Here is an 18,275-nt window from a genome sequence, read left to right as displayed (position 1 = left end):
TCTTCCTCACGCGTCGTCGGCCACGGCGCGGATCGCCCGGCGCACGCGCGGATAGGTGCCGCAGCGGCACAGATTGGTCATCGCCGCGTCGATCTCGTCGTCGCTCGGGCGGGGATTGTCCTTGAGCAGCGCGGCCGCCGCCATGATCATGCCGGACTGGCAATAGCCGCATTGCGGCACCTGGTTCGCGATCCAGGCCGACTGCAGCGCATGCCGGCCCGCCTCGTCCGCCAGCCCCTCGATGGTGGTGACGGAGGTTTGCGCGACCGCCTCGACCGGCAGCACGCAGGAGCGCATGGCCAGCCCGTCGACATGGACGGTGCAGGCACCGCAGGCGCCGATGCCGCAGCCATACTTGGTGCCGATGAGCTTGAGATCCTCGCGCAGCACCCAAAGCAGCGGCTTGTCGGGGTCGGTGTCGATGGCGACCGGCTCGCCGTTGATCGTCAGCCGGATGTTCATCTGCGCCTCCTGCAGTCGGTTCCCGCTTGACAGTTAGGCGCTGTTGATTGTGATGATAATGGCAGTTAATCTCGATGAACCGTGAAGAGAACCTTCATAATCGATGGAACTGCCGGATAGAGCTCACGGATGAGCCGGAACCAACTTGACGCTGTCGTTGCATTTCTGCACGTGGTCGAGCATCGCAGCTTTCGCGCCGCCGCGGCCGATCTCGGCGTGTCGCCTTCGGCTGTTAGCCAGTTGGTCCGCACGCTGGAAGCCAGCGCCGGCGTCACGCTCCTGTCGCGCACGACGCGCAGTGTCGGCCTGACCGAGGCCGGCGCCCTCTTTCTGGAACGCGCGCAACCGGCCGTCGACCAGCTCGATGACGCCTTCGACGTGGTGCGCGAATTCGGCGGGCGTCCGTCGGGGCTGCTGCGCTTGAACGCGCCGCGCGGGGTGATCCCGTTTCTCATCGGCCCGGTGCTCGATGGCTTCGCCAAGGCCCATCCCGACATCGAGATCGAGCTGTTCGCCGATGACGGATTTGCCGACATCGTCGCCGGCGGCTTCGATGCCGGAATCCGGGTGGGAGAATATCTGCAGGCCGACATGGTGGCGCTTCGCCTGTCGCCCCCATTCCGCTTCTGCATAGCGGCCGCCCCGGATTACCTGGCGGCTCGCGGCACGCCGCAGCGGCCGGAAGATCTCAAGGCGCATGACTGCATCCGTTTCCGCCAGACATCGTCGGGCGCCATCTACCGATGGGAACTCGATGACGGCGAGCGCGAAATCGAGATGTCGGTTGCCGGGCGGCTGATCGTCAACGACACACCGACCATGCTGGCAGCGGCCCGGCGCGGCGCAGGGCTGATCTACGGCGCCGAGCCGACGATCGCCGAGGACCTGGCCGACGGGCGCCTTGTCGGCGTGCTGGAGTCCTATTGGCCTCATTCGCCGGGATTGTTCCTTTATTATCCGAGTCGCGCGCAGGCCCTTCCCAAGCTGCGCGTTTTCATCGACTTCATGCGCGGCGCGGCGGCGGATTTCGCCGCCCAGATGCCGCGAGGGGGTGGCTAATTGTGCAGGACAGGAAGGAATGCCGTTCAATGGGTGTGAAACGCATCGTTGCCAATCTCCAGACCTCCGACCCTGAAAAGGCCAGTGCCTTCTACCAGGACGTCCTCGGCCTCGACCTCGTCATGGATCACGGCTGGCTGCGCACCTATGCCGGCGACGGTGAGGCGCGGGCGCAAGTCGGCATCGCCAGCGAAGGCGGCTCGGGAGCGCCGGTGCCGCTTCTCTCCATCGAGGTCGACGATGTCGACGCGTATTACGCCCGGGCCAAGGCCGCGCAATGCGAGATCGTCTACGACATCGTCGATGAACCCTGGGGCGTGCGGCGGTTCTTCCTGCGCGATCCCTTCGGCAACATCGTCAATATACTGATGCATCATTGACGTCCGCGCGGAACTGGTGATGGAGCCGGTGGCTGGACGCGGCGGCGCGCCCGGACTATGTCGGGCGGGATGAACAAGAAGGCCGACCGCCAGGCGGACGAAAGTTCCGCATTCGAGATTTTGCGCCTTACCCTGCGCAAGCTCTATCACGGGCGCACGAAGGCGGCGATCCGCTTTCAGACGGCGGTCATGGTCGTCGACTTCATCATCATCGCCTTTTTCGTCGCCTCGCCGATGCTGCGCAACGGGCCGGCATATCTGTGGATCGACTACACCGTTGCGGCGATCCTGACGGTCGATATCGTCGCGCGCGGACTGGCCGCCTCCGACTTCTGGCGCTGGCTGCGAAAGTTCACCATAATCGTCGACCTCTTCATCCTCCTGACGCTGCTCATGCCGGCCACGCTGGCCAATCTCGGATTCCTGCGCATCCTGCGGCTGTGGACGCTGTCGACGAGCGGCGTCCTGTGGCGTCCGATCGCCCGGCGCGGCTATGGCGACTGGCGCGAGACCGGCCGTGCGGTGGTCAATCTGGCGACCTTCCTTTTCATCGCGTCCGGATTTGTCTATACGAGCTTCTTTCGCGATAGCGCCGGTCTGGAAGGCTATGTTGACGCGATCTACTTCACGGTGGCGACGGTGACGACGACGGGGTTCGGCGACATCGTGCTGGAGGGCGTGTGGGGCAAGCTCACGGCGATCGTCACCATGATCATCGGCATCTCGCTGTTCGTGCGGCTGGCGCAGGCGCTCTTCCGCCCGACCAAGGTGCAGTTTCCCTGCCCGCAATGCGGTCTGCAGCGTCACGATCCCGATGCCGTGCACTGCAAGGCCTGCGGGCATCTGCTCAACATTCCAGACCACGACAATTAGGCCGTGTGGACAGTTATGGGCCGGCGTGGCGCGGGCCTGTGCCGCCGAGCTGGAGAGATTGGCCCTATGGTCAAGCAGCGCGGCTGTCGCACCATCGCAGCGCGCAATTCGGTTGCGTGCCTGCGACTGCCGCAATTCCAGGAGACCCGCCCGGATTTGCGAACGACCTGAGAACTGGACCGGCGCATCGCTCCCATGAGCCGATCCAACGGACACAACAGAAGGAGAAAGCATGTCCAGCGAACTCGACTATCTGAGCCGTCACCTTGCCAAAGGGTCGTTGTCACGGCGCGATTTTCTCGGCCGGGCTGCCGCGCTCGGCGTGACCGCCGCCTCGGCCAACCTGCTGATGGCCCGCGCCGTGCGGGCGCAGGGGCCGGTCAAGGGCGGCATCCTGAAAGCCGGCATGGTCGGTGGCGAATCGACCAACAGTCTCGATCCCGCCACCTGGGCCAGCCAGGTGCCGTATACGTTCGGCCGTTGCTGGGGCGAGCAATTGCTCGAGGTCTCGCCGACGGGCGAAATCGAGTACCGCCTGGCGGAGGAGTACGACGCCTCCGACGACGCCAAGACCTGGACCTTCAAGATCCGCAAGGGCGTCACCTTCCACAACGGCAAGGAACTCACGCCGCAGGATATCGTGGCGACGATGGAGCGTCACGGCGACGCCGAATCCAAGTCCGCCGCTCTGCCATTCGTGCGCGGGTTCGAGACCGTGAGAGCGGACGGCGATAACGTCGTCATCACGTTGAAGGAGGCGAATGCCGATCTTCCCTATATCGTCGGCGATTATCATCTGATGATCCAGCCGAATGGCGGCAAGGACGACCCGACGGCCGGCATCGGCACGGGGCCGTACAAGGTCGCCGTCAACGAGCCGGGCGTGCGCCATGTGGGCGAGCGTCACGAAGGCTATTGGGGTCTGGACCAGCGCGGCCACGCCGACCAGATCGAGATCATCGTGGTCAACGACGCCACGGCGCGCACATCCGCCCTGCAGGGCGGACAGGTGCACATGATCAACCGTATCGAGCCCAAGATCGTCGACCTGGTCAAGCGCGTGCCGGGCGTCACCCTGCGCAACGTGCCGGGCAAGGGCCATTATGTCATGATCGCCCATTGCGACACGCCGCCCTTCGACAGCAACGATTTGCGCCTGGCGCTCAAATATGCGGTCGACCGCGAGGAGATGGTCGAGAAGATCCTCGGCGGCTACGGCACCGTCGGCAACGACACGCCGATGATCGCGGGCTATCCGCTGTTCGACGACGATATCGAGCAGCGCGTCTACGATCCCGACAAGGCGGCCTTCCACTTCAAGAAGTCGGGCCATGACGGACCGGTCCTGCTCAGGACGTCCGATGTCGCTTTCCCGGGCGCCGTCGACGCCGCACAGCTTTACCAGCAAAGCGCGGCCAACTGCGGCATCACCATCGATGTCAGGCGCGAGCCCGGCGACGGCTACTGGTCGGAAGTCTGGAACAAGCAGCCGTTCTCCATGTCCTACTGGACCGGGCGGCCGACGCAGGACCAGGTCTATTCGCTGGCCTATCTCTCGGACGCCGAATGGAACGACACGCGATTCTTCCGCGAGGATTTCGACAAGCTGATCCTTGCCGCGCGCGGCGAGCTCGACCAGGCAAAGCGCAAGTCTCTCTACCGCCAGGCGGCGATGATCCTGCGCGACGAGGGCGGTGTGATCGTGCCGATGTTCAACAATTACATCGACGCCACGACCGACAAGGTCGGCGGCTGGATCGACGACCCCAACGGCGAGCTGATGAGCGGACACGCCCTCACCAAGTGCTGGCTGACGGCGTAGCGCGCATTCGCTTCAAACGGGATCGTTTGGTGCCAAGATATGCGCGCCGGATCAATGTGTTGGAACATGCACCGGCGGCGGTCCGGCCGCCGCCGGTGTTGCCATCAGATGCGGCCTGCTTCGAAGACCATCGCGCAGGTCCGCGATTCGACCCGTTCAACCAGGGTCTCGATCCGTCCCACCTGATCGGAATGGGCCGTGCGTCGCGACCAGGCCTCTTGTGCGGCAAGCGATTCGAAGACGGCCACGACGATGGCCGTCCTGCCGTCCAGCGACCGGTGAAGCCGGCTGCCGCGCCAGCCCGAGGCGGCGGCCGTCGCCGCCATTCGATGCTGTTCCAGCAATTGCAGCTCGATGAACTCGTCGAGCTTGCCCGGCTTGGCATGGAAGGTGTTGACGAGCACGACGGGGCCATCCGGCTCGAGGATGCGGTCGTCGGGCTCAGACACCAGTGTATCGTTCATCGTGGTCTCCTGCAGGTGTTGTCCGGACCTTCCCTGGGGCGATTGACCCGGGGCGTATGAGCCAAGGACGTTCGAAGGTCGGCGTTTCGGACATGCGGGTCAGGCGGCGATGCGATGCCAGGGCCGCTCGGTCCGCGCGCGTCGAAGCGCCTCGGCCCACCAGTGCAGCCGGTCGAGCAGGATGGCGATCGCCTCTTCACCCCGTTTCGGATCGACGAGGCTGCCGTCGGGCGCGAAATGGTCCCATGCATTGGCGAAGGAGACCGTGTCGCGGATCGTCATCGCGTGAACTTCGGCGAAGACCGGGCGCAGGTGCTCGACCGCCCTGAGGCCGCCTGAAATGCCGCCATAGAACATGTCCCGCTCAAACGGAATCGTTTGAGCGAAAGGTACATGTTCCAACATATTGATCTGGCGCGCATATCTTTGCTTCAAACGTTTCCGTTTGAAGCGAACGCGCGCTAGGAGATGAAGGCGACCGGTTTGGCCTGCCATTCGGCCGCGACCGAATCGATGAGGAATTTCAGTGCCGCCGGAAAGGAATGGTTGTATTCCGGCGTCACCACGACAAAGGCGTCGGCCCCGGCGAGCCTGGCCTTGAGCCGGTCGAGCCCGGCATGGTCCGTGCCGGTGTGGCGGGCCGGCAGGTCGAATTCGAGCGGGTCGACAATGTCGCATTCAAAATCGGCGCGCCGCCGGATCATCGATGCCGCCCAATTCACGACGATATCGCAGAAACGGCCTTCGCGTGTGCTGCCATAGATGATGGCGAGTCTGATGTTATCCTGCATTTTCAATGGGCTCCCGTGGCGTTGCAATTCAGAAGCCGGCCTTATAAAACCTCAACCAATATTGAGGTCAAGGAGGCAGGGCGTGGCAAATGCACGATCGGCGGCAAAAATGCCGAAGCGCGAACTCTCGGTCGGCGAGGTTGCCGCACGCAGCGGCGTGGCCGTCTCGGCACTGCATTTCTACGAGGCGAAGGGGCTGATACGTTCGGGGCGCAACCGCGGCAATCAGCGCCGCTATTCGCGCGACGTGCTGAGGCGTGTGGCCATCATCAAGGTGGCGCAGCGCGCCGGCGTTCCGCTCGCCACCATCGCCGAGGCGCTGCATGCGCTGCCCGACGCGCGCACGCCCACCGCCGCCGACTGGACGCGCCTGTCAGCCCGCTGGCGCGACGAGCTTGACCAGCGCATTGCCCGGCTGACCCGGTTGCGCGACGAGTTGAACGGCTGCATCGGCTGCGGCTGTCTTTCGATGCGCGACTGTCCGCTGCGCAATCCGTATGATGCGTTGGGCGAGGCCGGGGCTGGGCCGCGGCTGCTCGATCCCGCCTGAGCCGCGCCGCGGCGGAACTGGCGGATCGAGCCGGACGCGAATTCGCGCGCAAGGGCGCAAGAGGTGATATAAGGGGCGCCGCTTCCGGGCGGAGCGCAGAGTTGTGGACAGCGCGCCGCCACCACTCTAATTTGTCCCAACTTCTGACGTGGCAACTCAATATTGCGCGACGATGCCCGACCGCCCGTTCCCCAAGGCCCCAGCACATCCCTTTGCCATCGGCGTCAGGGGCGTTCACCACAGCCAGATCAGCCAGATCAACCAGCGGGCCGTGCTGACCCTGGTCGGCACGCATCCGGGCATCACCAATGCGGAGATCGCGCGCCGCTCCGGGCTTGGCGCGCAGACCGTCTCGCGCTTCCTGCTCGAACTCGAGCAAAAGGGCCTGATCCGCAGGGGCGGCGTGTTGCGGGGCCATCTGGGCCAGCCGGCGACGCCCTATTTTCTCGTCTATGACAGCGCCTGCGCGATCGGCATCGAGATCGGGTGGCGCCGCCTGGATATCGTGCTCACCGATATGAGCGGCGAGGCGCGCCGCGCACGCTGGGCGAAGATCGATCCGCGACAGGATGGGGTGGTTCCCGAGCTGGCACAGCGCCTGTGCGCCGATCTGTTGACCGTTCTGACGGCGCGTGAACGCCAAAGCGTGGCCGGCATCGGCATCGCCGTCCCCAGCGAGACGCCCGGGGGCGATGCGGACGGCGGCGCGCAGCATTTCCGCCACCTTGCCGCCGCGACCGCGGCGCGACTGCAGCGCGAAGCCGGTCTGCCGGTGCTCCAGGCCGAAAGCGGCAATGCCGCCGCATGGGCCGAGCATGTCGGGCCCGAAAGCCAGTGGAACGGCAGCCTGCTTCATGTTCATCTCGACACGTTCATTGCTTCGGGCTGCGTCATCGACGGCGTGTTGTGGCGCGGCGGCACCGGCGATGGCGCACGGCTCGGCATGCTGCGGTGCGGCGAATACAGCCTGGATGATATCGCCTCGCTTGGCGCGCTCGACAGGCGCCTCGGGCGTGCCGGCCGCGACATCCTGCCGGACGATCCCGGCTACTGGTCCTGGGATGGGCTGACGGAACAGGGTGAGGCGTGGCTCGAGGCGGCTGCCGCCGCGCTGGCCGAGGCGATCCTGAATGCCGAGGCGCTGATGGGGTTTCGCCACGCATTGGTCGGCGGGCGGCTGCCGCCGGCAATCGCCGAGCGCATCGTCCAGCGCATTCTCGACATCTGGCAGCCGCAGATCGCGCGCGGCGCCACACTGCCCAATATCGAGGTCGGGCGCATCGGGCCGTCGGCCCCCGCCATGGGCGCCTCTTTCCGGGTCATCCATGACCGCCTGTTTTCGCGCGACATGCCGATCGCCTGACGCCAAGTGCCGGCCAGTCGGCGCAGTGCGCGACTGCGTCGCCTTTATCACCTGGCGTGCTGGTGAGTGGCGATGTGCGGCGTCGTCGCGCCCGCCACCAGCGGCGATATCCTGCTGCAGCCGACCAGGTGCTGGCGGAAATTGTCGATCATCCAGCGCGTGGCCGGTCCGGGTGGGTTTGCCGTATGATGGAGCACGAAGAGCGGCCGGGCGACAACCGGATAGGAGGGAAGCTCGAGCGCCACGAGGCGGCCGGCCTGAATGTCGTCATGCACCATCGAGCCCGGCAGTCCGCCCCAGCCGAGCCCGGCGAGGATCAGGGCGTGTTTCATCCCCATGTCGGTCATGCGCCAGGTCCTGAACGACAGAACGCCGAAATCCTTTCCCCGCGTGTGCTCCGTCAGGTCGGTGACGACGAGCTGCGCGTGCTCGCGCACGATTTCGAGCGGGATTGGCGGCGGAATTCTTGCCAGCGGATGGTCGGGTGACGCGACGGGCATCATGGCGGTCGCGCCGATCTCGGTCGCGATGACCAGGTCGTCGCGAAGCGAAGGCTGGCCGCCAATGCCGATATCGGCCTGGCGGTTGGAGACCAGGTCGAAAACCGCACCCAGCGCGCCCGCATGCAGATTGACGCTGACGGCGGGAAAGCGGTGCTGGAAGTCCTTGAGCGTATGGACCAGCGCCGAATCCGGCACCGTCACGTCGACCGCCAGCGAGACCTCACCCTCCAGGCCCTCCGAAAGACCGCGCGCCTTGGCGCGCAGGCCTTGCAGGCCGGCCACCACACGCCGCGCATCTTCCAGCATGGCGGTTCCCGCCTCCGTCAGCCGCGGCCGGCGGGTGCCCTTGCGTTCGAAAAGGCTGACCTGAAGCTGCGCTTCCAGATTGGCGATCGTGTAGCTGATGACGGATTGCGAGCGGTTGAGCTTGCGCGCGGCGGCGGAGAAGCCGCCATTGTCGGCCACCGCCACGAACACCTGCAACTGGTCGAGGGTCGGATTCGCTTCCATCGGAATTCTCGATAATTACTAGCGATATTTTCGCCGTTTTCTGGATGGGTGTCGAGTCCCATCTTCGCACCGAACGCCGTCCGTTTCCCGCTTGGCATCATCACGACCCAAAGGAGCATACAAATGTCCAACATCCTTCTTGTCACGTCCAGCCCGCGCGGCGAGGCGTCCTATTCGACACGCGTGGCCAAGGAACTGGCTGCGAAGTTGCGCGATGCTGCGCCCGGCTCGACGCTGGTTCATCGCGACCTCGCCGCTGCCCCGCTGCCGCATATCGGCCAGGACTTCGCCGTTGCCGTCAAGGCGCCCGCCGAGACATTGACCGAGGAGCAGGCGGGCCTGCTGGCCGCGTCCGAAACGGCCACCCAAGAGCTTCTCGATGCCGACACGGTGATCATCGCGGCCGGACTGATCAATTTCTCCGTTCCCTCGACGCTGAAATCGTGGATCGATCATGTCGCCCGGGCCCACAAGACGTTCCGCTACACGGCTGAAGGCCCCGAAGGCCTTGCCAGGAACAAGAAGGTCTATGCCGTCATCGCGTCGACCGGCATCTACACCAATGACAGCCCGGCCGCGGCCTTCGATCATGCGCGCCCCTATCTGAAGTCCGTGCTCGGCTTCATGGGCATGACAGATGTCGAGTTCATCGATGTCGAGGGCGTCGGCCTCGGCCTCGAGCCCGACGAGACGATCCTCGAACGCGCTCTCGGCGAGACCAGGCAGATCGAGCTCTCGGCCGTGGCCTGACCCTGAACGGCAAGGCCTCAATCCGCGATATCGACACCGGTCTCGCCCGTTCGGGCGGGGCCGGCAGCTGTGCGCCGTTGCAGCACCAGCAGGGCAACGGCCACGGCGAAGACCGCGAGCAAAATGCCCGGCACGGGCGACCCTCCGCCGAACAGCACCTCGTGCATGATGCGTCCCGGCAAAAATGTGAACAGGCCGGCGATGACGAGTGCGCCGGCGAATGTCGATTGCATCGTTCGGCGATGCGCCTCGATCTGGCGGCGCATGGCGAGCCAGACACCCGAGCCGAGCGAAAACAGCGTAGTGACCGACAACAGGTGGATGGGGCTCCACGGTCCCCAAAGCCTGATCGTATGGATAAAGAAGGACGACAGGCAGACGAGCAGCATCAGCGCGACCCAGATGCGGCCGCCGATGCGGTGCAGCCGGTCCCCCTTTCTGCGAGACAGAACGATTGAGCCGAGGCCGAAGGCCGCGACGGCGGCGGCGACGTGGATCTGGATCGCAGGCGAGGCGGCGAGAAGCGGTTCGAGCGTCACTGGACTGTCCTTTCCAATTAGATCTTCTGCGGGCTGAGCCGTTGCCGGCCCGCATGGACATTGCCTGCCTCGTGACTACACTCCGGCGCAAAAGCCGATCCGCAAGCAACCGGAATGATTCGTGACCGACGGCCCGTTGCAATTCACGAAGCGCGAACTGCAGCGCCTCTTTTTCTCACCACGCTTCTGGGCGTGCCTGGCCGGCGCGGCGGTGCTGCTCGGATTGGCCGGTCCCTTCGGCACCTATGAGGCGCTCGCCCTGCCGGCCCGGCTGGCCTATTGGGCCGCGATCGCCGCGGCGACCTATTTCACCGGCGTTGCCTGCGTCTTCTTTCTCGCCAGGACGATGTCGCCGAGGGCGTTTCCGAGGCATTTGCATTTCGTCGCCGCCGGGGCGCTGGCCGGCATCCCGGTGGCGGTCGTCGTCACCGCCGTGAATGCCGCCGTTTTCCCTGCACGCGACGACGTCCTCGCCTTCGTGCCCCTGGTTTTCTACACGATGGCCATTGCGGCCGTCGTTTCCGCACTCGTGCCTTCCCTGGCCGGGGCGCACGTTGCAGCCGCCCAACAAGGGGTTGCGACAGGATCAGTGGGTGGCGAACGGGAACAGCCGCGTCCGCGTATCGTCGACAGGATGCCGGCCGATGCGCGCGGCGAACTCAGCCACATGACGGTCGAGGACCACTATGTGAATGTGCGCACGACGCGGGGTGGCGGGCTGGTGCTGATGCGCCTTGGCGATGCGATTGCGGAGACGCAGGGCGTGGAAGGCATGCGCATCCACCGCTCGCACTGGGTCGCAAAGAATGCGGTCCGCGACCTCGTGCGCAGCAAGGGGCGGCTCTTCGTCCGGCTGAAGGACGGCACGATGCTGCCCGTCAGCCGCACCTATCGCTCGGAGGTCCGCTCGGCCGGGTTCGGCTGATCCTCGCCGGTCTCTGCCGTTTCCTCTTCACCTTCATCTGCCGAATCGGGCTCCTGCGCTTCGTCGTCGCTCCATTGCAAGACCTTGTAGTCGAAGCCGTAGACGAGCGTCGGCTTGACGATCTCGAAATAGGGCGAGAGGTCGAAGTCGCGCGGCGTGTAGAGCGAATGGTGACGGATATGCAGGATCTCGCCGCGTGAATAGGCCGATTCGGCGGATGCGCGACCGGGTGCGCGGGTGACCTCGGGCAGGATCGGATAGCGGATCAGGCCGTAGGCCTCGGCGATCAGGGACGAGCAGATGGCGCGCGTCGGATCGCCCGAACCGAGCGCGATCATGCGGCGGCGCCAGCGAACGGGTACCGGCGGTGTCGGCAGGAACCAGCGCAGGAGGTCGAACAGGTTGCGGGTGTCGTATTTCAGTCCCAGCTTGCCGATCATGAAGGCGACGACCTTGTCGCGATCCTCCGGTGTGAGGCCCGAGGCACGACAGATGCGGGTATTGTAGGTGCTGTATTTCGACAGCGGAACGCCCACGCAGCCCGCGCCGAGATTGACCTCGATCAGGCGCGGGCGCTCCGATCCGTCCTCGGGCTCGGGCAATGCATCACCGACATAGAGCGCGGAATGCGACCAGGTCGATTGCGTGAGATATTTGATCGCCGCCGAGACGCGCTGGTTGCCCTCGACCAGGAGGATATCGCCGGCGCGCAAGGTGCGCCGCAACGTTTCCGGGTCGGAAGGCGTGTAGGGCTCGTAGCCCGACGATTCCTTTTCAAGCAGCCGCGCCAGGGCGCGACCCAGCCGGTCGGCAATCGTATCCCCTGCAGAACTCATCGTCACCTCCGACCATAACTATGGTGCGGGCCGACGTGATTTTGAAGCATCGCCGGTTCGGCAGATTGTCGCTTCGCTCATGCCGGCATCTCCCGTTGGCTGGGAGTTGACATTTGATCAATCGAATGATTAAAGATTGCCCATGAAATCGAACGAACCCACGAACCGGCCCGCTTCCGCGCCCAGTGCCGAGCAAACCCGCAAGGCGCTCATCGGCGCGGCCTTGAAGCTTTTCGGCGGCAAGGGCTTCGACGGCACCTCGACGCGCGAACTGGCCGCCGCCGCCGGTGCCAATATCGGCTCCATCGCCTATCATTTCGGCGGCAAGGAAGGCCTGCACATGGCCGCCGCCGATCACATCGTCGAGACGGTCCAGACCATGGCCCGGCAGGCGCTGGGCGACTTCGACGCGCCGCGCGCGGCGCCACCGGACGCCGAAACGGCGCGCGAGCAGCTTTTCCAGGTTCTCGAACGCATGATCCACTTTGTCGTCGCGCGGCCTGAATCGGGCGAGATCGTGCAGTTCCTGCTGCGCGAGCTGGCGCATCCGAGCGCCGCCCTCGACCGGATCTATGCCGGCGTCTTCGAGCCGGTGCACAAGCGGCTGTGCACCTTGTGGGAACTGGCCACGGGCGAAGCCGCCGAGAGCGAGGAAACGCGCTTGATCATGTTCACCCTGATCGGCCAGGTGGTCTATTTCCGCATCGGCCGCGAGGCCGTGCGCCGCCGCATGGGCTGGTGCGATCTCGGCACCATGGAGGCCGAGCGCATTGCGGCGATCGCCAAGGCCAATCTGGCTGCCATCCTGGCCGTGCGCGAGGAACTGGCGAAATGAGCCTGCTGTGCAGCATTCCCCTGGCCGCCTGGCTGTTTTCGGCCTGTGCCGGCGCCGCGCCGCTTGCCGTCGGCTATGTCGAGGGCGAGTTCGTGCTGCTGGCGCCGATCGAGACGGCGAACGTGGAAACCGTAAAGGTTGAGCGTGGCGCGCGCGTCGAAGCCGACATGCCGGTGGCCGTGCTCGAGCGCGACGATGCCGAGATCGCGGTCGCCGAGGCAGAAGCGGCGCTGGCGCGGGCCGAGGCGCAGCTTGCCGATCTCAAGCTCGGCAAGCGGCCGGAGGAAATCGCGGTGCTGGAGGCGGAGGTGCGCTCGGCCAAGGCCCGGCTCAGCGACGCCAACCGCACATTGGACCGGATCAAAGGGCTTGCCGGGCGGGGCATCGCCGCCCAGGCGCAGCTCGACGCGGCACAAACGGCGCAGGAAACGGCCGAAGCCGCACTCGGCCAGGCCGAAGCCAATCTGGCCGTCGGCAAGCTGCCGGCGCGACCGGAGGAGATCCGCGCCGCCGAGAGCCAGGTCCGGCAAGCCGAGGCGGCGCTGCGCGAGGCCCGCTGGCGGCTGGACAAACGTGTCATCAAGGCACCCGCGGCCGGTCGCGTCGACGACATCATCCGCAATCCGGGCGACGTCGCCGGGCCTTCGGCTCCCGTTGTGTCGATGCTGCCGGACGGGGCGGTGAAGCTGAAGCTGTTCGTGCCCGAACCGCTGATGTCGAGCGTTGCGGTGGGCTCGCTGCTCGACGTGCGCTGCGACGGCTGTCCCGCCGGTCTCCAGGCCCGCGTCAGCTATGTTGCGTCGGACCCCGAATTCACCCCGCCCGTGATCTACTCACTCGAGACGCGCCAGAAGCTCGTCTATCTCGTCGAGGCGCGGCCGGAAGGCGCGGCGACGGCGCTGCAGCCGGGGCAGATCGTGGATGTGGTGTTGGGGGAGGCGGTTGCGGGTAGGGAGCAGGGAATAGGGGAATAAGGGAATAGGGGAGTAAGGATCGATGACGATGGGCTGACGATTCCAGCGATATCCCCTACTCCCCTACTCCCCTATTGCCTAACTGGCCCATTGCCACAGGGAACCGCTCAATGAACGCCATCGACGTTACCGGCCTCGTCAAGCGCTTCGGCGAAAAGACCGTCGTCGATCAGGTGTCGATGCAGGTCGGCGAGGGCGAGATCGTCGGCTTTCTCGGGCCGAACGGCTCCGGCAAGACGACGACCATCCGCATCATGTGCGGGCTCCTGACGCCGGACGAGGGCGAGGGCCGCGTGCTCGGCTTCGATCTCAGGACCGAGAGCCTGAAGATCAAGCGCGAGGTCGGCTACATGACGCAGAAGTTCTCCTTCTACGAGGACCTGACCATCGCCGAGAATCTCGAATTCGTCGCCCGGCTCTACGGGCTCTTTCCGGTCCGCACCCATGTGCGCCGCACGCTCGATGATCTCGGCCTGACAACGCGCCGCAACCAGCTCGCCGGGACGCTGTCGGGCGGCTGGAAGCAGCGTCTCGCGCTCGCCGCCTGTATCATGCACCATCCCAAGCTGCTGCTGCTCGACGAGCCGACGGCCGGCGTCGATCCCAAGGCCAGGCGCGATTTCTGGGACGAGATTCACCAGCTCGCGCGCGGCGGGCTGACAGTGCTCGTGTCGACCCACTACATGGACGAGGCCGAACGCTGCCACCGCATATCCTACATCTCCTATGGCCGGATGCTGACCACCGGGACGGTGAACGAGGTGATCCGCAATGCCGGGCTGACGACTTTCGTGGTCGCCGGCGCCAGGCTCAACGAGGTGGCGGCGGCGCTCGAGGGAAGGCCCGGCGTCGAGCAGGTCGCGCCCTTCGGCGCAACGCTGCATGTCGTCGGCTCGGACGCCGAGGCGCTGCGCCATTCGCTGGCCGAGTTCGACGGGCGTGAAGGGATAACGGTGACCCCCGGCGAAACGAGCCTGGAGGATGTCTTCATCCAGTTCATGGCGGACGCGAAGGACAATATGGGATGAAGCTGAGCTCCACGAGCATGGTCTTCTCTTGGCCTCGCCTTGCGGCGCTGCTGATCAAGGAGTTCATCCAGATGCGGCGCGACCGCATCACCTTTGCCATGATGCTCGGCGTGCCCTTGATGCAGCTGGTGCTGTTCGGCTACGCCATCAACAACGATCCGCGGGGGCTGCCGGCCGCACTCGTGGCGCTCAGCAACGATCATTACACCCGCGCCATGGTGACGGCGTTGGAAACGACCGACTACTACCGCTTCGGCCATGTCGTCGAAAGCGCGGCGGAGGCCGAGCGGCTGATGGCCTCAGGTGCCGTCTCCTTCGTCGTCACGATCCCGTCCGACTTCGCCCGTCGCGTCGACCGCGGCGACAATCCGCAGATCCTGATCGAGGCCGATGCCACCGATCCCGCCGTGGCGAGCGGTGCCATCTCGACACTGTCGACCGTGGCGAGCGAGGCCTTGCTGCGCGAGCAGGGGCGCCAGCAGGTGGCGGACGAGGAGGCGCGCTCGCGCCTCGAGGTAATCGTTCATCGCCGCTACAATCCGGAACTGATCTCGCAGTTCAACATCGTCCCCGGCCTGCTCGGCGTGATCCTGCAATTGACCATGGTCATGATGACGTCGATCGCGCTGACCCGCGAGACCGAGCGCGGGACGATGGAAAACCTGCTCGCCATGCCGGCCAGCCCGCTCGAGATCATGCTGGGCAAGGTGCTGCCCTATCTCGTCGTCGGCGCGGTGCAGGTGGTCGTCGTCCTGGCCGCCTCGAAGCTCCTGTTCTCGGTGCCCTTCGTCGGCTCGCTCCTGCTGCTGCTTTCGGCCATCCTGGTCTTCGTGCTCGCCCTCGTCCTGCTCGGCTACACCATCTCCACCATCGCACGCACCCAGATGCAGGCCCTGCAGCTCACCGTCTTCTTTTTCCTGCCGTCGATCCTGCTTTCGGGCTTCATGTTCCCCTATCGCGGCATGCCCGGCTGGGCGCAGCTGCTCGGCGAGCTCCTGCCGCTCACCCATTTCCTGCGCGTCATTCGCGCGGTGATGCTGAAGGGCGCGGGCCTGCAGTCGATTGCCCCGGAAATCGTGTGGCTCGTGGGCTTCGTGGTCTTCTTTGCCGCCATCGCGCTGGCACGGTTCCGCCGGACGCTGGACTGATCACTTACCGGCTCGTGCTTCCCGCATGCTTCGATGGTGCCGGATTGCGCAGCACATCGGCCAGTTTTCGGCGGATCTGCTCTTCCGCCGCGCGCGAGATGCGTTTGCGGTCGCCGCCGGGCTCGAACGCTATCGGCTCTCCGAAATGGACCTCGGCGTCCATGCCGCCTTCGGTGATGAGACTGCCGATATGGGGAACCAGGTCGCTGTCGCCGATCCAGGCCGCGTGGGGGCGATGCTGGCGTCCCATCGGCATGCCGTGCAGCCGCGTATAGGCAATGGTGACGGGTTGGATCACAACGCGTTCCAGCCCGTCACCGTTGCCGAGGGCGTGCTGGGCGGCGCCGAACAGCGTCGACTTGAACGGCAGCATGACATTGCCGTCCGAGGTCGTGCCTTCGGCGAAAAGCACCATGACATCGCCGGCCTCCAGCCGCCGCGCCAGCGCGCTTGCCTGTTCGCCGGATTTGCGCCGGCGCTCGCGTTCGACGAACACGGTGCGCTGGAGCTTCGCCAGAAGGCCGAAGAGCGGCCAGCCCGCCATGTCGGACTTGGCGACGAAGGAAAGCTCGGCAATCGCGCCGAGCACGCAGATATCGCTCCACGAGACATGGTTGGCGACGATCATGAGGGGGCGCGCCTGTTCGGGACGGCCATGCACGTGAACCCGGATGCCGAGCAGCTTCAGCGCCATGCGGTGCCACAGGCGCGGGATCAGGCCGGGCGGCGGAAAGCCGGTCTTCACGGCCAGCATCTGTATCGGAATGCCGACCAGCGTCGTGCAGGCGACCGCGGCGATCGCCAGGCTGGCCCGGATCCGTCCCGGCAGGGGATGCGTAGCCATCGCCGGTACCTAACGGCTTGCGTTCTGGGGCACTGATGGAGTGACACGCACCACACCCCCCTCTGGCCTGCCGGCCATCTCCCCCGCAAGGGGGGAGATTACGCCTTCATCGACCTGCGCCGCCAATCGCCAAAGCTGCAGAAAGAGCGGTGGTCGGGACGTGAGCCAATCTCCCCCCTTGCGGGGGAGATGGCCGGCCCCTCGACAAGCTCGGAACCAGAGGGGGGTGTCGAGGTGCATCTGGGCCGGCTCCTTCACAACCCGGTCGTTCTCGGCCCGCGTCAGCGCAGATCGCGGCGCATGACGAGCGCGTTGGATCGGCCGCGTTCGGCGAGTTCGTAATAGCCCGGCCGTTTGCCGACTTCCTGGAAGCCGAGCCGCCGGTAGAGCGAACAGGCCGGCAGGTTCGTCTCGTCGACCTCCAGAAACAGCGATTCGGCGCGCTGTCCGTGCAACTCGCGCAGCACCGCGTCCATCAAGAGCCAGCCGAGGCCCTGCCGGCGTCGGGCGCGCGCCACGGTGATGGTGAGGATCTCCGCTTCGCCGGCGGCCTGCCGTGCCAGGACAAAGCCGGCCGGATCTCCTTTCGGTTGGCCCACCTCGCGCGCGGCAAAGCCGAACACCGGTTCCTGTTCGAGCAGGACCGAAAACTCGCCATCCGTCCACGCGCGGGTGAATTCCCCCGCATGCAGGCGTGCCAGCGCCGGCGCATGGTCCGGGCGCAACATCTCGATGGCGAATTCGCGTTTGCGCGTCGTGCCGAAGGGCAGCTTCATGAGGCGGTTTTCCTTGGCAGCGCAAAGCCGGATTGCGGCCGCACATCCGCCCCGCGCAGATAGAGTGGCGCCGGTTTCGCGCCGTCGAAACCCTTTTGGGCCGCGACTGCCGCGAAGCTGGCAATATCGGCGGTCTGGCCGCCGCCGGCGACATCCAGCGTCCCATCGGCCACGCCGGCGACGACCTCGGCGGCCGAGCCGACCAGAACCGCATCATGCTCGCGGGCGATCGCCGCGGCGTCTTTCGCGTCGGTGACCATCGGAGCAAGCACCGCAGAACCGTCGGCGCCGTGGAGCGCGGCATAGATTTCCTCGCGCTTGGCGTCGAGGACCGGAAGCACCGAGCGTCCGGGGAAAGCGTTCTGCGCTTCGAAAGCCAGCGCCTCGAGCGTCGTCACGCCGGCGCAGGGAATGTCCTGCGCAAGCGCCAGGCCGCGTGCGGCGGCGACACCGATACGGATGCCGGTGAACGAGCCCGGTCCGACCGAGACGGCGATCGCGTCGAGGTCGCCATAGGTCAGGCCGGATTGTTCGAGCGCCGCCGCAATCACGCCCATCAGGCGCTCGGCATGGCCCTTGCCGATCTCCAGCGTCTCGCGCCCGAGCACGATTGCGTCCGCGCTGTCATAGAGGCAGGCGGCGCAGAATGCGGCGGCGGTGTCGATGGCCAGGATCTTCATGTCCAACCGCATAGAGCAATTCCAGGAGAAGTGGAATCCGGTTCTCCGTCCGAAATTGCGCCAAGTCGAGAACCGATCTAGCAGGTTGCTGAAAAACTCCAACAATGGCACGGGAATTGTGATTCACTCGGCTGGGAGCGATGGAGTGATTTGCGATGCGCGG

General features: G+C 65.7%; 22 protein-coding genes and 1 pseudogene. 13 read left to right on the top strand and 10 right to left on the bottom strand.

What is annotated here, in order from left to right; translation table 11 throughout:
• Positions 1 to 6: 6 nt before the first annotated feature.
• Entirely contained in the window at positions 7 to 462 is a 456-nt protein-coding gene (locus GM909_RS21570; RefSeq protein WP_198174342.1) for a (2Fe-2S)-binding protein, read from the bottom strand.
• Positions 463 to 591: 129 nt separating this feature from the next.
• Here GM909_RS21570 and GM909_RS21565 point away from each other — a divergent pair, with 129 nt between their 5' ends.
• From GM909_RS21565 to GM909_RS21550, 4 genes are all read left to right on the top strand, one after another.
• Positions 592 to 1,521, top strand: coding sequence for a LysR family transcriptional regulator (locus tag GM909_RS21565; protein ID WP_157019286.1), 930 nt, complete (start codon positions 592 to 594; stop codon positions 1,519 to 1,521).
• A 29-nt stretch (positions 1,522 to 1,550) separates the two neighbouring features.
• Positions 1,551 to 1,901: a VOC family protein gene (locus GM909_RS21560; protein ID WP_157019285.1), complete on the top strand. Its 351-nt coding sequence runs from the start codon at positions 1,551 to 1,553 to the stop codon at positions 1,899 to 1,901.
• Positions 1,902 to 1,970: 69 nt separating this feature from the next.
• Positions 1,971 to 2,774 carry an ion channel gene (locus GM909_RS21555; RefSeq protein ID WP_157019284.1) on the top strand — a complete coding sequence of 268 codons (804 nt, stop codon included), beginning with the start codon at positions 1,971 to 1,973 and terminating at the stop codon, positions 2,772 to 2,774.
• Positions 2,775 to 3,006: 232 nt separating this feature from the next.
• Positions 3,007 to 4,596: an ABC transporter substrate-binding protein gene (locus GM909_RS21550; RefSeq protein WP_157019283.1), complete on the top strand. Its 1,590-nt coding sequence runs from the start codon at positions 3,007 to 3,009 to the stop codon at positions 4,594 to 4,596.
• 104 nt (positions 4,597 to 4,700) lie between these two features.
• Here the strand turns inward: GM909_RS21550 and GM909_RS21545 are convergent, their stop codons facing one another.
• From GM909_RS21545 to GM909_RS21535, 3 genes and pseudogenes are all read right to left on the bottom strand, one after another.
• On the bottom strand, positions 4,701 to 5,060 hold the full coding sequence (locus GM909_RS21545) for an antibiotic biosynthesis monooxygenase family protein (protein ID WP_157019282.1): 360 nt from the start codon (positions 5,058 to 5,060) through the stop codon (positions 4,701 to 4,703).
• A gap of 99 nt (positions 5,061 to 5,159) precedes the next feature.
• A pseudogene (locus GM909_RS21540) lies at positions 5,160 to 5,411 on the bottom strand (NADPH-dependent FMN reductase); the annotation flags it as partial.
• A gap of 110 nt (positions 5,412 to 5,521) precedes the next feature.
• Entirely contained in the window at positions 5,522 to 5,851 is a 330-nt protein-coding gene (locus tag GM909_RS21535) for an NADPH-dependent FMN reductase (protein ID WP_157019281.1), read from the bottom strand.
• Between the two features lie 109 nt (positions 5,852 to 5,960).
• Between GM909_RS21535 and soxR the strand changes: the two genes are divergently transcribed.
• Positions 5,961 to 6,401: a redox-sensitive transcriptional activator SoxR gene (gene soxR / locus GM909_RS21530; RefSeq protein WP_157019338.1), complete on the top strand. Its 441-nt coding sequence runs from the start codon at positions 5,961 to 5,963 to the stop codon at positions 6,399 to 6,401.
• A 172-nt stretch (positions 6,402 to 6,573) separates the two neighbouring features.
• The gene (locus tag GM909_RS21525) at positions 6,574 to 7,764 is read left to right on the top strand and encodes an ROK family protein (protein WP_157019280.1); all 1,191 of its coding nucleotides are present in this window, start codon (positions 6,574 to 6,576) and stop codon (positions 7,762 to 7,764) included.
• Positions 7,765 to 7,811: 47 nt separating this feature from the next.
• On the opposite strand, the gene GM909_RS21520 is transcribed toward GM909_RS21525, so the two are convergent.
• Complete coding sequence (locus GM909_RS21520; RefSeq protein ID WP_157019279.1) at positions 7,812 to 8,777, bottom strand: LysR family transcriptional regulator; 966 nt, start codon at positions 8,775 to 8,777, stop codon at positions 7,812 to 7,814.
• 123 nt (positions 8,778 to 8,900) lie between these two features.
• Here GM909_RS21520 and GM909_RS21515 point away from each other — a divergent pair, with 123 nt between their 5' ends.
• Positions 8,901 to 9,527, top strand: coding sequence for an FMN-dependent NADH-azoreductase (locus tag GM909_RS21515; RefSeq protein WP_157019278.1), 627 nt, complete (start codon positions 8,901 to 8,903; stop codon positions 9,525 to 9,527).
• Between the two features lie 17 nt (positions 9,528 to 9,544).
• On the opposite strand, the gene GM909_RS21510 is transcribed toward GM909_RS21515, so the two are convergent.
• Positions 9,545 to 10,066: a DUF2306 domain-containing protein gene (locus GM909_RS21510; RefSeq protein WP_157019277.1), complete on the bottom strand. Its 522-nt coding sequence runs from the start codon at positions 10,064 to 10,066 to the stop codon at positions 9,545 to 9,547.
• A 121-nt stretch (positions 10,067 to 10,187) separates the two neighbouring features.
• Between GM909_RS21510 and GM909_RS21505 the strand changes: the two genes are divergently transcribed.
• Entirely contained in the window at positions 10,188 to 10,991 is an 804-nt protein-coding gene (locus GM909_RS21505) for a LytTR family DNA-binding domain-containing protein (protein WP_157019276.1), read from the top strand.
• On the opposite strand, the gene GM909_RS21500 is transcribed toward GM909_RS21505, so the two are convergent.
• Entirely contained in the window at positions 10,955 to 11,827 is an 873-nt protein-coding gene (locus GM909_RS21500) for a C40 family peptidase (RefSeq protein WP_157019275.1), read from the bottom strand. The two genes, GM909_RS21505 and GM909_RS21500, sit on opposite strands and share 37 nt — an antisense overlap.
• A gap of 142 nt (positions 11,828 to 11,969) precedes the next feature.
• Here GM909_RS21500 and GM909_RS21495 point away from each other — a divergent pair, with 142 nt between their 5' ends.
• The 4 genes from GM909_RS21495 to GM909_RS21480 all read left to right on the top strand — a co-directional run bounded on the left by GM909_RS21495 (position 11,970) and on the right by GM909_RS21480 (position 15,812).
• Entirely contained in the window at positions 11,970 to 12,662 is a 693-nt protein-coding gene (locus GM909_RS21495) for a CerR family C-terminal domain-containing protein (RefSeq protein ID WP_157019274.1), read from the top strand.
• The gene (locus GM909_RS21490; protein WP_157019273.1) at positions 12,659 to 13,636 is read left to right on the top strand and encodes an HlyD family secretion protein; all 978 of its coding nucleotides are present in this window, start codon (positions 12,659 to 12,661) and stop codon (positions 13,634 to 13,636) included. Before GM909_RS21495 ends, GM909_RS21490 begins: the two co-directional genes overlap by 4 nt.
• 110 nt (positions 13,637 to 13,746) lie before the next feature.
• Positions 13,747 to 14,664, top strand: a complete 918-nt coding sequence (locus GM909_RS21485) for an ABC transporter ATP-binding protein (RefSeq protein ID WP_157019272.1) — start codon at positions 13,747 to 13,749, stop codon at positions 14,662 to 14,664.
• A 17-nt stretch (positions 14,665 to 14,681) separates the two neighbouring features.
• Positions 14,682 to 15,812: an ABC transporter permease gene (locus tag GM909_RS21480; protein ID WP_157019337.1), complete on the top strand. Its 1,131-nt coding sequence runs from the start codon at positions 14,682 to 14,684 to the stop codon at positions 15,810 to 15,812.
• Between the two features lie 4 nt (positions 15,813 to 15,816).
• Here GM909_RS21480 and GM909_RS21475 read toward each other — a convergent pair whose 3' ends face one another.
• The 3 genes from GM909_RS21475 to tsaB form a co-directional block, all read right to left on the bottom strand.
• Positions 15,817 to 16,656 carry a lysophospholipid acyltransferase family protein gene (locus GM909_RS21475; RefSeq protein ID WP_235912010.1) on the bottom strand — a complete coding sequence of 280 codons (840 nt, stop codon included), beginning with the start codon at positions 16,654 to 16,656 and terminating at the stop codon, positions 15,817 to 15,819.
• A 281-nt stretch (positions 16,657 to 16,937) separates the two neighbouring features.
• The gene (locus GM909_RS21470) at positions 16,938 to 17,432 is read right to left on the bottom strand and encodes a GNAT family N-acetyltransferase (RefSeq protein WP_157019271.1); all 495 of its coding nucleotides are present in this window, start codon (positions 17,430 to 17,432) and stop codon (positions 16,938 to 16,940) included.
• Positions 17,429 to 18,112: a tRNA (adenosine(37)-N6)-threonylcarbamoyltransferase complex dimerization subunit type 1 TsaB gene (gene tsaB, locus GM909_RS21465; RefSeq protein WP_157019270.1), complete on the bottom strand. Its 684-nt coding sequence runs from the start codon at positions 18,110 to 18,112 to the stop codon at positions 17,429 to 17,431. The genes GM909_RS21470 and tsaB overlap by 4 nt, the downstream gene beginning before the upstream one ends.
• Here tsaB and GM909_RS25945 point away from each other — a divergent pair.
• A partial coding sequence (locus tag GM909_RS25945; protein WP_210252585.1) for a hypothetical protein occupies positions 18,096 to 18,275 on the top strand: 180 nt, incomplete at its 3' end. The two genes, tsaB and GM909_RS25945, sit on opposite strands and share 17 nt — an antisense overlap.

It is taken from the genome of Mesorhizobium xinjiangense (assembly GCF_009749525.1).
Lineage (GTDB): Bacteria > Pseudomonadota > Alphaproteobacteria > Rhizobiales > Rhizobiaceae > Mangrovimarina > Mangrovimarina xinjiangensis.
Note: the sequence above shows the minus strand (reverse complement) of the source record. Positions and strands in the feature narration are given on the sequence as shown.